This is a genomic window from Vibrio azureus (assembly GCF_002849855.1).
Lineage (GTDB): Bacteria > Pseudomonadota > Gammaproteobacteria > Enterobacterales > Vibrionaceae > Vibrio > Vibrio azureus.
Window position 1 is genome coordinate 1,559,672 of record NZ_CP018617.1, and the last position, 13,820, is coordinate 1,573,491.

The 13,820-nt window shown below is 46.8% G+C and carries 7 protein-coding genes; 4 read left to right on the top strand and 3 right to left on the bottom strand.

The features are described from left to right. Positions 1-67 precede the first annotated feature (67 nt). Positions 68-451: a hypothetical protein gene (locus BS333_RS20790; RefSeq protein ID WP_021710671.1), complete on the top strand. Its 384-nt coding sequence runs from the start codon at positions 68-70 to the stop codon at positions 449-451. A gap of 138 nt (positions 452-589) precedes the next feature. On the opposite strand, the gene BS333_RS20795 is transcribed toward BS333_RS20790, so the two are convergent. Beyond that, complete coding sequence (locus BS333_RS20795; RefSeq protein ID WP_021710670.1) at positions 590-2,146, bottom strand: M85 family metallopeptidase; 1,557 nt, start codon at positions 2,144-2,146, stop codon at positions 590-592. Between the two features lie 213 nt (positions 2,147-2,359). Here BS333_RS20795 and BS333_RS20800 point away from each other — a divergent pair, with 213 nt between their 5' ends. Beyond that, complete coding sequence (locus tag BS333_RS20800; protein ID WP_021710669.1) at positions 2,360-3,130, top strand: siderophore-interacting protein; 771 nt, start codon at positions 2,360-2,362, stop codon at positions 3,128-3,130. 162 nt (positions 3,131-3,292) lie between these two features. Here the strand turns inward: BS333_RS20800 and BS333_RS20805 are convergent, their stop codons facing one another. Further along, the gene (locus BS333_RS20805; protein ID WP_021710668.1) at positions 3,293-4,162 is read right to left on the bottom strand and encodes a LysR family transcriptional regulator; all 870 of its coding nucleotides are present in this window, start codon (positions 4,160-4,162) and stop codon (positions 3,293-3,295) included. 214 nt (positions 4,163-4,376) lie between these two features. Here BS333_RS20805 and BS333_RS20810 point away from each other — a divergent pair, with 214 nt between their 5' ends. Both BS333_RS20810 and fghA read left to right on the top strand, forming a co-directional pair. Continuing rightward, positions 4,377-5,525 carry an S-(hydroxymethyl)glutathione dehydrogenase/class III alcohol dehydrogenase gene (locus BS333_RS20810; protein ID WP_021710667.1) on the top strand — a complete coding sequence of 383 codons (1,149 nt, stop codon included), beginning with the start codon at positions 4,377-4,379 and terminating at the stop codon, positions 5,523-5,525. A 98-nt stretch (positions 5,526-5,623) separates the two neighbouring features. After that, positions 5,624-6,463, top strand: coding sequence for an S-formylglutathione hydrolase (gene fghA / locus BS333_RS20815; RefSeq protein WP_021710666.1), 840 nt, complete (start codon positions 5,624-5,626; stop codon positions 6,461-6,463). A 114-nt stretch (positions 6,464-6,577) separates the two neighbouring features. Here the strand turns inward: fghA and BS333_RS20820 are convergent, their stop codons facing one another. Continuing rightward, on the bottom strand, positions 6,578-13,180 hold the full coding sequence (locus tag BS333_RS20820) for a porin family protein (RefSeq protein ID WP_158297100.1): 6,603 nt from the start codon (positions 13,178-13,180) through the stop codon (positions 6,578-6,580). Positions 13,181-13,820: the final 640 nt, after the last annotated feature.

Below are 13,820 nucleotides of genomic sequence, written 5' to 3' on the forward strand. Positions count from 1 at the left end.
CTCCTATTACCAGGATAGAACCGTTTTTGATTTTTGTTTATACTTTTATTTTCAACGGAAAATCATTGTGTTAAATAAAAATATTGCGTTTTTTATTGCTTCTAGTTTGAGCAGTATAGTGAGTGCACAATCTTTAACAACCACTCACCTTTATTGTGCTAACAGTAATGGAACGGACTGGAGCTGGGCCCAAAAAAGTAATGGCGATTACATAACGCTCACTGGTTATTGGAGCAGCCTGCAGTACGGTGGCTACTGGGTTGGTTACTTCACTATTAATGACAAACAAGCTGACTTATTAAACCAATGTGCCTGTTATACAGATAGCTGTCTTAATTACTTTCCTCATCCGGGTAATGATTCAAATAGCTATTGGTATTTAATTAGGAATGCAGATACTGGGCAATTTTCAGGTGGGTATTACACTAAGTTTAATTATAAGCCTTTCTAGATCTATATCCTAGTCACCTCAAGATGCTGTGCTCAGCGAAATAGCTTTTGGGAGTGCACCACTTGGGTATAGTTAGCTGTAAGTAAAGTAGAGAATATATTTCCCTACTTTATTTTCCGACAAAGACATTATCACCGACTAACGTATAAACTGCGGTGCATGAGCGTCTAGAGATAATTCAGAATTGGCGAAATAGCGCTCATCCCAATCATCATGGGGCTCATATAACCATTTGCCTTCACTATAAATAAATGACCATCCAGAACCAACGACTCCCGTCATCATATCCGTAATAACTAAAGCAACGGGTCTGCCATTTCTGTCAAAAAACATCTGACCTGCATATTTTATGGTATGCCAATTTGTTCCAGCTAAGGTAGTAAAATTATCGCTCTTAGTGCTGCTTGTTACATCTTTACCAACCACACCCACTGAGAATGAACCATCGTTAAACACCAATCCGTAAGGATTATAGAGATCATTACCCATCGCTTGCTCTAAGCCGTATCCATACAAGCCGTAACCAAACGCATGTTTCCAGGCTGATGCTTGATACCATGCTTTCCAAGAACTCCAATTCTTAGCGTAGAAACCACCGCTATTTTTAGCTCTTAAAAAAGCCTGCTTGGCAACTAATAAGTTTAGGTTTTTAAAATCCCTTTTAATCAACGGATAGCCTGCAGCGAATCGAATATCCTCTGTTACCGGTTGGACTCGCAATGCATTATCAATACTGCATCGACCAACAGATTGGCTCGCGCTCGCACCAGTAAAAAAAGCGGCCCCCATATTGAAATGGTCATCATCAAAATCAGGTAATGGCGGTAAATCAATTTGGCTTGATGAGCAGTAAGACGTCAGTAATGTAAATTGATTAGAGGCTCTTAATCCCGAAGCAATCGTCGCGAGCCTACTCATGAGTTCACTCGCTTCTGCGGGATGTCGATTAATCGTATCAATCAAAGCATTAAAGTTACGTCTTTGAATACCTTCGGTTCGTTCTGGATCGCTATACCCTCTAAAGCTTGGCACAAACCAATTATTTTCACGGGCAACTCTTTGTGCCAAAATTTCCGTTGGGCCATGTCTCACTTCTGAATCTGGATCAGAAGAGCCCGTAATATGGTGAATCATTTCATGGATCAGTGCTTCTTGCCACCAAGAGTATTCTTCAGAGTGAGTACTTGGCGCGAGGCAAATGTTCACAATGGGATTGCCTTCATCATCTTCCTTAGCTTCATTGATACAAATTAGAGGTGAATTCGTGGCGTCTGATTCTTCAATCTCCCAAGCTTCTATCTCATCGATATCTTCAAACATATCTTGATCCGGGTTGATTTCGTATTCGTTGCTAAATTGAATACGACCAAGGGTCTCTTGCTGGTTGTTAATGCCAAAAGAAACGGCACTCTGAAACGTTGGAGAATTCATTAAAGCATCAATCAGTGTGTATTCAATGGATGCGGCTGTATGTCGGTCAATAAGTCTACCGTAACTGGCCACAACCGAGCGAGAAATGGCTGATGACAGTTCAGACAATTGGGTCGCCGTTAATCGGTGCTCATTTCCTTTCGATAACACATAATCTGCGTATTCATCACTGCCGTAATGTGGCTTTTCATTATTTGCCATTACCGGGGTGATAGTTAGACTGGAGAGCGACAAAAGCACCGCAAACACACGATGTTTAAACATGTTTATCCTTTTTGATTAGCCATATATATCAGTTTTTAGCAATTTGTTATTACATTGAAAGGAGAGAATACAAGTGCTTTTCTATGACACATCATTTTTAACCTGCCACGGACAATTCACACTGTAAATTTTCAGTAAGGGCTTTCAGAGAAATAAAAAAACTGATAGGGTGAAAGAAGAATCATTATCATTTGCATGTCCTAGAGAAGTATCATGAAAAAACAACTCATACCAAAGCAACTTACTGTTATACAAAATAAAACGATCACGCCAAATATGCAACGTATTGTTTTTCATAGCAATGATTTGGCTCACTTTCCAGCAGATTGTGAAGGTGGATATATCAAGTTGCTCTTTAACCAATCAGGCGGCACGGAAATACAAGAACCTTTGTCAGACAATCGTCCAATGCTAAGAACCTACACCATCCGACGTTTCGATTTGCAGCAAAGAACGATTGAAGTGGACTTTGTTCGCCATATTACCTCTGACCTACAATGTGGTTTTGCTGCTCGCTGGGCAATGTCAGCAAAGCCAGGCGACACCATTAATATCGTTGGCCCCGGCAGTATTTCAAACTTAAACACCGAAGCAGATTGGTTCTTCATGGCGGCAGATATGACCGCCCTACCTGCACTCTCCGCTAAGTTGCGCACCTTGCCTAAACACGCGAATGGTTACGCAGTGATCAGCGTGATTTCAGAACAAGATATTCAACCGCTACATGCACCCGAGCAAATGGAAATTTACTGGATAACCCAGCAACCTCTCGCCGATAAAGTGCGTGAACTGGAGTGGAAAAATGGTGAAGCCGCAGTGTGGTGTGCTTGTGAATTCGACTCCATGCGAGAACTACGTCAATACTTTAGAAATGAAAAGAACGTTGAGCGTGACAATATTTATATCAGTAGCTATTGGAAACAAGGCGTGTCCGAGGATGGGCACAAGGCAATAAAGCTGGCGGATGCAGAACAGCAAGCCTAACCTAGAATTGATATTCCAGTTATGCCCAATGATTTATCTATACCTAAGTAACCATACACCTAAGTGATAATACACTCAAATAACAATGAACCTAAATAATAACATACCTAAATAACAAGTTAGGTGGCGCTCAGTTTTACTGCCTGCCACCTAAATGTTAAGTTAACTGAGGTGTTCAGCCAAGAAATCAATCAACAGCCTTACTTTAGGCGATAGATTGCGGTTTTGTGGGTATAACGCCCAAATACCCTCGCGCTCAACTCGGTAGTCAGTTAAAACTTCTACTAACTCCCCTTGATCTAACGCCTCCTGAACATAATAGTCCGGCAACTGCACCAAACCAAGCCCACGTTTTGCTGCATCAACCAGTGCAAAGCCACTATTACACTTTATACGGCCTGATACTCGTAGAGACTTTTCACGTTTTTCCTCCTTAAAATGCCAATAATCAGCGCTACCGACTAAGCATTGATGGCGACTGAGTTCCGATAGCGTATGAGGTTCTCCAAAACGGTCCAAATAATCAGAACTCGCACAAACATATAATTGACGAGAAGAAAGTCGTTTCGCAATTAAACTGGAATCTTGTAATCGTCCGAGGCGAATCGCCAAATCAATACCTTGTTCGATGAGGTCCACTTTGTGGTTGGTGAGATTAAGCTCAAGATCGACCTGAGGGTATTGCTCTAAAAACTGATTCAGTAACGGAGATAAATTCATCTCTCCATAGGTCACTGGCGCGGTAACTTTAAGTAACCCTTTTGGTTCTGATTGCATCTGAGTGACTGCCAATTCAGCCAGCTCAAGCCCTTCTACTAAGTGCTTACATTGTTGATAATAAAGTTGCCCTGCTTCAGTAAGAGACACCTTCCGCGTCGTGCGATGCAGTAACTTAACCGCTAAACGCTCCTCAAGTGCCGATACTCTACGGCTAATCTGCGCTACCGATGTATTCAGTTTATTCGCCGCTCCGGTAAAACTGTTGGTTTCTGCAACAGCAACAAATTCACTCACACCTTCCCAATTTGCCATAACTTTAAATCTCAAGCTCTTTACGCCCATGCATGCTGACATCACTCGGGCATTTACTATTACGTATCTGTAAAAATCATTTTCACTTTAGCAGGATTATCATTTTATTTGAAGTATATAAAATAATGCCCAACAAAACGGGAAAGCACAAAAAGCATTATTCGACTACGCTTACTGCGCTACCTATCTACCAAGAATATAAAGGAAACCTCTAATGGCACTTGAAATCAAACCAGGTCAAACTCACATAAAATCTAAGGCAATGGTTGCATGGGCTGCTGGCGAGCCTCTAAAAATGGAAGAAGTGGATGTACAACTTCCTAAAGCTGGCGAAGTTCTTGTCCGTATCGTTGCAACTGGTGTTTGTCATACTGACGCATTCACTCTATCAGGTGACGATCCAGAAGGTATCTTCCCTTCAATTCTTGGTCACGAAGGTGGCGGTATCGTTGAAATGGTTGGCGAAGGCGTAACAAGCGTTGAAGTAGGCGATCACGTAATCCCACTTTACACTGCAGAATGTGGCGAATGTAAGTTCTGTAAGTCTGGCAAAACTAACCTATGTCAGGCTGTTCGTGAAACACAAGGTAAAGGCCTAATGCCAGATGGCACAAGCCGCTTCTCTGTAAACGGTGAAACAATCTATCACTACATGGGCTGTTCTACTTTCTCTGAGTACACAGTACTACCAGAAATTTCACTAGCGAAAGTTAACAAAGAAGCACCACTTGAAGAAGTTTGTCTGCTAGGCTGTGGCGTTACCACTGGTATGGGTGCAGTACTGAACACGGCTAAAGTTGAAAAAGGCGACACAGTTGCGGTATTTGGTCTAGGCGGTATCGGTCTTTCTGCCATCATCGGTGCTCGCATGGCTGGTGCAAGCCGTATTATCGGTGTCGACATCAACGAGAGCAAATTCGAACTTGCTAAACAACTTGGTGCGACAGATTGCATCAACCCAATGAACTTCGATAAGCCAATCCAAGATGTTATCGTCGAAATGACAGACGGTGGCGTTGATTACTCATTCGAATGTATTGGTAACGTAAACGTGATGCGTCAAGCACTTGAGTGTTGTCACAAAGGTTGGGGTGAGTCAGTTATCATTGGTGTTGCAGGTGCTGGCCAAGAGATCTCAACTCGTCCATTCCAACTTGTAACGGGTCGTGTATGGCGTGGCAGCGCTTTCGGTGGTGTTAAGGGCCGCTCTGAGCTTCCAGAAATCGTAAACCGTTACATGGCTGGTGAATTCGGCCTACAGGAATTCATCACTCACACCATGGGTCTACAAGACGTGAACGAAGCGTTCGAACTGATGCACAAAGGTGAATCGATTCGTACTGTTCTTCATATGGATAAGTAACCTTAAATCTCGGCTCTCTTTGATAAAAAGGGGGCCGAATCGTTTTTTTAACGGCTAACTAAGCCCAGTTAAAGACCTCGTTTTATTGAGAGATTCCCATGACCATAGAAAGCCTAAGCCAAGCCAAAGTTTTTGGCGGTTGGCACAAACAATACACTCACGACTCCCGCGCCCTAAACTGCAACATGCGCTTTGCGATTTTCTTGCCACCTAATGCCACCAAATCCAACCCTGTTCCTGTGGTTTACTGGCTATCTGGTTTAACCTGTACTGATGAAAACTTCATGCAAAAAGCGGGAGCATTTCGCATCGCTGCTGAGTTAGGTATCGCTATTGTTGCCCCAGATACAAGCCCACGCGGTGACGATATCGCAGACGATGACAATTATGACTTAGGCCAAGGCGCAGGGTTTTACCTAAATGCTACCCAAGCACCATGGTCACGTCATTACCATATGTACGATTACATCACTCAAGAGTTACCTGCGATCATTGAGGGTAACTTCCCTGTTTCCGACGTTAAATCGATTTCTGGCCACAGTATGGGCGGGCATGGCGCTCTTACCATTGGTCTGAAGAACTCAGAACAGTATCGCTCTATTTCTGCTTTCAGCCCAATCAGTAACCCCATTCAATGCCCTTGGGGTCATAAAGCGTTTACGGCTTACCTTGGTAGCGATATCGAGAGTTGGAAACAGTACGACGCAAGCGAATTACTGAAACAGGGCAAATCCCCATTACCTATCTTAGTGGATCAAGGTGACGCTGACAGTTTCCTAAAAGAACAATTAAAGCCAGAAATGCTCTTAGCGGCAGCAGAAATGCATCGTTCACAGCTCGAATTGCGTATGCAACCCGGTTATGACCACAGTTACTTCTTTATCTCAAGCTTTATTGAAGACCATCTTAACTTTCATGCTAAGCATTTGTTTTCTTAGTGCTCTTGTGAGTTCAGGTGACTTAAGCCACTGAATGATTAAAAGAGCCATTCCTGTTCAGAATGGCTCTTGAATGAGTGCAAGCTGCAGTGCATCACGACTAAGCCATGAACCCTAGAAACGTTTTGCGAAGCGTAGCAGCAATACTTGTTGGTCACGGCTATAGCTTTGTAACTGGAGCCTCACAAACCAATCTGATGTCATGTCCCAGCGAACTCCAGTCCCAATACTGACCGAAGAGTGGTGTTTTTCCTTTACTTTAGCTTTATCACTGCTGCCGTTGACAAAATTTAGGCCACTACTGAGGTAAACGCTCACGTCTTCCATGAGCAAGTATTGATACTGTATTTCAACACCAAAGTTCTGATATTTGATACCAGTCTGCCGACCAGAAGGCAACGAAACTTCGGCTTCTCCCATCGCAGTGTAATAACCTTCAAAGGTAAAAGCCCCTTCTTCAACGCCTGCAAATAGCTGGTAAGCCATATCATTATGTTGTTTGACCTTAAAACCAGAGTCACCATTGTGAGGCGAAAGATGGCTCCCTCCAACAGAGGCCCCCACATACGGTGTAGCTTGGGCATTAACAGCAGAAACCTGAAAAAGCATCGGCATCAATGCTAACGCGATGACAGAGCGACGTACTAGTAATCCAAACAGTGCAACAATCGATAGCCACCCCGCACTACCACCGGCACTGCGCCCGATTTCCACCGTCTCTTTTGGCGTCGTTAATGCCGTTGCAAGCGTCACACTCACGTGCACTTCACCATTTACTATACCATCGCGATCGAAGTCTCCACCATCTTGAACCATTAGCAAGATACAATGATGACCCTTAGTTAAATGGCTCGTAAAGCGGTCTTTCTCTTGCAAGGTTGGACAAACACCCTCTTCGCCATTTTTCCAATCAGATGACATGACTTTTTGAGCATCCGATGATTGTGCTTGGTAAACATCGTTCGACCAGTCTCCCTCACCAGACATACTGTACATAACGGAGCCCTCTTTGATAGGATCAGCCATCGGCAACACCACCTGGTAGCTCTCTTTGGAGCCGTTCAATTGTAACTTCATGTCAAAGACTTCATGATGATCTTCACCATCAGGTGACGGCACTTCATAAAAGTCCATAAAGTCAGAGATCGGCACCATCGTAGAGGTGGACTCGACGCTTTGTGCATAGTCCGCAACCTTAGGTCTTACACCATCATCAGTAACAATCTCATGCCTTTCGTCAGTCAAGACAGGTTCTGTAATACATGGAGAAGATATGCTCGGGTCAACCGCATCATCGATACCATCTTGGTCTGCATCAGTCATCACTAAGCCATTATCTTTAACCACAATTTCATATTGTGAGTTAAGGTTAATCACCGTGTCTCCAATATATTTAGTAATCTCAACGAGGACGGTATAGCGGCCTGTTGGATAAACTGTGTTTGCAAAAGTAAGGCTGTTGCCTGTTACGTTTATATCAGCGGGTAAGCCCATCTCTTGCGGTAAGGTCCACAAAATATCTCGTTCTACCGCTTGTGTTCCTGGCGCATAGACCTCCAAACTCACAACATTGCCATTATCGCGCAGCCTACTTCCGACCCAGAATGGAATGTTATCACTTAAGGTTGGATCGGCAGCGGCTCTAACTTCATCTTCATTAGCGATACCATCACCGTCTGCATCATCTGCCAAGCCATCCAAAATAGATTCCTGTGCGATGGTCAACCCATTGCCATCCGTATCTTCACCACCGTTAGGTTCTGGGCTGTTCGCATTGGTAAAGTCATAGCCCTTCATTACTTCATAAACATCACTCAAGCCATCTTCATCAAAGTCGTCATTAAGCGTGACGGTGTGATTACCACCCACATGAAGTAAAACGGTTTCTAAAATATCTGGAATCGCGTTACCGTTCAAATCACGCTCATAAGCACTGATAGGATTAGAACCAAGCTCTATTTCACGCTGATTAGAAATGCCATCGGAGTCCCAATCACCTGTTGGGTCTCTTTCTACCATCGCCATGATTGAGCCGAAAGCTTGATCATTGCCACTATGTTGAAGAGGATCCAGCTCACACACGAACTCACTTAGATTATTCAGGCCATCACCATCCAGATCTTCATGTGCATCGATGACACCATTTTCTTCATGTTCACTGCCCAGTAATTGGCTACGTGAATCAGGATCATTATCCAACGTTCCCAGCACGGCTTCTTGTTCAGCGGTCAAGCCATCTAAATCCAAGTCAACATCAGAGGTAAGCAGGGTTTGATTGAGATTAACTCTATCAATAATGGCCTGAATCTCTTCCGCTGTTGGGTTTTCTGGGTCAGCAAAAGTGCCGGCTTGGAACGCCTGATTATAGCCAGCAATACTGTTTGGATTGACTCTGTCTACACCTTCAATCGTATTCAACTGGTCGACGGAGACGTCTTTTCCGTCGGTCCCTAGAGCAACATTTGACACTACAGCAATACTGTTCACTGAATCAATCACCGCTTGGATTTCTTCTGCCGTTGGATTGCTGCTGTCGGCATACGCCCCATTAGCTAACGCATCAGCGTAGAGCGATTCATGTGCTTTGTCAGCCCCACTTACTCCTTCTATTGCATTAAGTGTATCGACGGTGATCGTTCCACCAGCAACCGCTCCAGATGTAATATCAAACACACTCACCAAACCATTCACCGAATCAATCACTGACTGAATTTCTTCTGGGGTTGGGTTGCTGCTGTCAGCATAAGTACCGTTCGCCAGTGCATCGGCATACAGGGATTCATTCGCTGCATCCGCACCACTCACGCCTTCTATTTTGTTGAGATCTTCAGCAGTTACAGTGCTGCCCGCAACACTCCCTGAAGTGATGTCAGAGATAGTATCTAGGTTTTCCTCACTAGTGTTGACCACATCAATCACCGCTTGGATTTCTTCTGGAGTTGGGTTGCTGCTGTCGGCATAGGTACCGTTCGCCAGTGCATCCGCATACAGAGATTCATTGGCCGCATCCGCGCCACTCACGCCCTCAATCGCATTCAGCTCATCAGCCGTGATGGTGCCGCCTGTAACCGTGCCGGATGTGACTCCAGAAACTGTTTCTAGGCTGTTGACCGAGTCAATCACTGCTTGGATTTCTTCTGGAGTTGGGTTACTGCTGTCAGCGTAGGTGCCGTTCGCCAGCGCATCCGCATACAGGGATTCATTGGCCGCATCGGCACCACTCACCCCCTCAATTGCATTCAGATCATTGGCTGAGATGGTACCTCCTGTAGCCGACCCAGACGACAAACTCGATACCATTTCTGAGCTGTTCACAGAATCAATGACCGCTTGGATTTCTTCTGGAGTCGGGTTGCTGCTGTCAGCGTAGGTGCCGTTCACCAGTGCATCCACATACAGAGATTCATTGGCCGCATTCGCACCACTCACGCCTTCAATCGCATTGAGCTCATCGGCCGTGATGGTACTGCCTGTAACCGTGCCGGATGTGACTCCAGAGACCGTCTCCAAACTGTTGACCGAGTCAATCACCGCTTGGATTTCTTCTGGGGTTGGGTTGCTGCTGTCCGCATACGTACCGTTCGCCAGTGCATCGGCATACAGGGATTCATTCGCCGCATCCGCACCACTCACGCCCTCTATATTGTTGAGGTCTTCAGCCGTGACAGTGCTGCCCGTAACACTCCCTGTTGTAATGTCGGAAATCGTATCTAAATTTTCCTCACTGGTGTTCACTGCATCAACAACTGCTTGGATCTCTTCTGGGGTTGGGTTGCTGCTGTCCGCATACGTACCGTTCGCCAGTGCATCGGCATACAGAGACTCATTAGCCGCATCCGCACCACTGACCCCCTCAATCGCATTTAGCTCATCAGCTGTGATGGTGCTGCCTGTCACTGTACCTGAAGTCACACCAGAAACCGTCTCCAAACTGTTGACCGAATCAATCACCGCTTGGACTTCTTCTGCGGTTGGGTTGTTGCTGTCCGCATACGTGCCGTTCGCCAGTGCATCCGCATAAAGGGATTCATTGCCCGCATCCGCGCCACTCACGCCCTCTATATTATTGAGGTCTTCAGCCGTGACAGTGCTGCCCGTAACACTCCCTGAAGTGATGTCAGAGATAGTGTCTAGGTTTTCCTCACTGGTATTCACTGCATCAACAACTGCTTGGATCTCTTCTGGGGTTGGGTTGCTGCTATCCGCATACGTGCCGTTCGCCAGTGCATCCGCATACAGAGATTCATTCGCCGCATCCGCAACACTCACGCCCTCTATATTGTTGAGGTCCTCAGCCGTGACAGTGCTGCCCGTAACACTCCCTGTTGTAATGTCGGAAATCATATCTAAATTTTCCTCACTGGTGTTCACTGCATCAACAACTGCTTGGATCTCTTCTGGGGTTGGATTGCTGCTATCCGCATACGTACCGTTCGCCAGTGCATCGGCATACAGAGACTCATTCGCCGCATCCGCACCACTCACGCCCTCAATCGCATTCAGCTCATCAGCCGTAATGGTCACGCCGGTCACTGTACCAGACGTCACACCAGAAACCGTTTCTAGGCTATTGACCGAGTCAATCACTGCTTGGATTTCTTCCGCGGTTGGGTTACTGCTATCCGCATACGTGCCGTTCGCCAGTGCATCCGCATACAGAGATTCATTCGCCGCCTCCGCGCCACTCACCCCCTCAATCGCATTCAACTCATCGGCTGTGATGGTGCTGCCTGTCACTGTACCTGAAGTCACACCAGAAACCGTTTCTAGGCTATTGACCGAATCAATCACCGCTTGGATTTCTTCTGCGGTAGGGCTGCTGCTGTCCGCATACGTACCGTTCGCTAGTGCATCCGCATACAGAGACTCATTCGCCGCATCCGCACCACTGACCCCCTCAATCGCATTCAGCTCATCAGCTGTGATGGTGCTGCCTGTAACCGTGCCGGATGTGACTCCAGAGACCGATTCTAGGCTATTGAGCGAATCAATCACCGCTTGGATTTCTTCTGGAGTTGGGTTGCTGCTGTCCGCATAAGTGCCGTTCGCCAGTGCATCGGCATACAGAGACTCATTCGCCGCATCCGCACCACTGACCCCCTCAATCGCATTCAGCTCTTCAGCCGTAATAGTGACACCGGTGACTGTACCAGACGTCACACCAGAAACCGATTCTAGGCTATTGACCGAGTCAATCACCGCTTGAATTTCTTCTGCGGTCGGGTTGCTGCTGTCCGCATAAGTGCCATTCGCCAGTGCATCCGCATACAGAGATTCATTCGCCGCATCCGCGCTACTCACGCCCTCTATATTGTTGAGGTCCTCAGCCGTGACAGTGCTGCCCGTAACACTCCCTGAAGTGATGTCAGAGATAGTGTCTAGGTTTTCCTCACTGGTGTTCACTGCATCAACAACTGCTTGGAGCTCTTCCGCGGTAGGGTTGCTGCTGTCAGCGTAGGTGCCGTTCGCCAATGCATCCGCATACAGAGACTCATTCGCCGCATCCGCACCACTCACCCCCTCAATCGCATTTAGCTCATCAGCCGTAATGGTGCTACCTGTCACTGTACCTGAAGTCACACCAGAAACCGTCTCCAAATTGTTGACCGAATCAATCACCGCTTGAATTTCTTCTGGGGTTGGGTTGCTGCTATCCGTATACGTGCCGTTCGCCAGTGCATCCGCATACAGAGATTCATTCGCCGCATCCGCACCACTCACGCCCTCAATCACATTCAATTCTCCAGCCGTAATAGTAACTCCAGTGACTGTTCCCGAGGTCACCCCTGAGACTGTTGCCAGATTTTCTTCACTGGTGTTGACCGCATCAATCACCGCTTGGATTTCTTCTGGAGTTGGGTTGCTGCTGTCCGCATACGTGCCGTTCGCGAGTGCATCCGCATACAGAGATTCATTCGCCGCATCCGCACCACTCACGCCCTCAATCACATTCAATTCTCCAGCCGTAATAGTGACTCCAGTGACTGTTCCCGAGGTCACCCCTGAGACTGTTGCCAGATTTTCTTCACTGGTGTTGACCGCATCAATCACCGCTTGGATTTCTTCTGCGGTTGGGTTGCTGCTGTCCGCATACGTGCCGTTCGCCAGTGCATCCGCATAAAGAGATTCATTGGCCACATCGGCACCACTCACCCCCTCAATCGCATTCAGTTCTTCGGCCGTAATAGCGACACCAGACACTGTACCCGAGGTCACGCCTGAGACCGTAGCCAGATTATCCTCACTGGTGTTCACCGCATCAATCACTGCTTGAATTTCTTCTGCGGTCGGGTTACTGCTATCGGCATAGGTACCGTTCGCCAGTGCATCGGCATAAAGAGATTCATTGGCTGCATCCGCGCCACTCACGCCTTCAATAGCATTCAGATCTTCAGCCGTAATGGTCATCCCGGTCACTGTACCTGAAGTCACACCAGAAACCGTTTCTAGGCTATTGACCGAGTCAATCACCGCTTGGATTTCTTCTGGAGTGGGGTTGCTGCTGTCCGCATAAGTGCCGTTCGCCAGTGCATCGGCATACAGAGATTCATTCGCCGCATCTGCGCCACTCACGCCTTCAATCGCATTCAGCTCTTCAGCCGTAATAGTCACCCCTGTCACTGTACCTGAAGTCACACCAGAGACCGTTTCTAGGCTATTGACCGAGTCAATCACCGCTTGGATTTCTTCTGGGGTGGGGGTTGCTGCTGTCCGCATAGGTGCCGTTCGCCAGGGCATCCGCATACAGAGATTCATTGGCTGCATCCGCACCACTCACGCCTTCAATCGCATTCAGATCTTCAGCCGTAATAGTCACCCCTGTCACTGTACCAGACGTCACGCCAGAAACCGTTTCTAAGCTGTTAACCGAGTCAATAACAGCTTGGATTTCTTCTGCAGTGGGGTTGCTGCTGTCAGCGTAGGTGCCATTCGCCAGTGCACCCGCATACAGAGACTCATTCGCCGCATCCGCACTACTGACCCCCGCAATACCATTAAGTTCGTCGGCAGTGACTGTTACACCTGTCACGGTTCCAGAGGTCACACCAGAAACGGTCACTAAACCATTCACTGAATCAATCACCATTTGAATTTCTTCAGCTGTTGGAGTGGCTGCCACTGCATAACTGCCCGTTGGAAACGCTGCGGTGTAAAGCGCTTCATTTTCAGCAACAGCACCACTGACGCCCACGATAAGATTGATATGCTCCGCAGTGACTGCAACTGTGTCAGAGTTGCCTGCAATGTCTTCCGCTACTTTATCTAATAAAGCTTGATTCTTTAAAGGGTCGATAGCAGCTTGTAATTCTGCGCGGTTGGGTTGAAGCATCANATTCACTCTCCGCAAGCTCCAAAA

Excerpts from the sequence above, each read along its gene's own strand:
- BS333_RS20795 (WP_021710670.1), bottom strand. The coding sequence starts at position 2,146 with ATGTTTAAACATCGTGTGTTTGCGGTGCTTTTGTCGCTCTCCAGTCTA.
- BS333_RS20800 (WP_021710669.1), top strand. The coding sequence starts at position 2,360 with ATGAAAAAACAACTCATACCAAAGCAACTTACTGTTATACAAAATAAA.
- BS333_RS20805 (WP_021710668.1), bottom strand. The coding sequence starts at position 4,162 with ATGGCAAATTGGGAAGGTGTGAGTGAATTTGTTGCTGTTGCAGAAACC.
- BS333_RS20810 (WP_021710667.1), top strand. The coding sequence starts at position 4,377 with ATGGCACTTGAAATCAAACCAGGTCAAACTCACATAAAATCTAAGGCA.
- fghA (WP_021710666.1), top strand. The coding sequence starts at position 5,624 with ATGACCATAGAAAGCCTAAGCCAAGCCAAAGTTTTTGGCGGTTGGCAC.
- BS333_RS20820 (WP_158297100.1), bottom strand. The coding sequence starts at position 13,180 with ATGCGGACAGCAGCAACCCCCACCCCAGAAGAAATCCAAGCGGTGATT.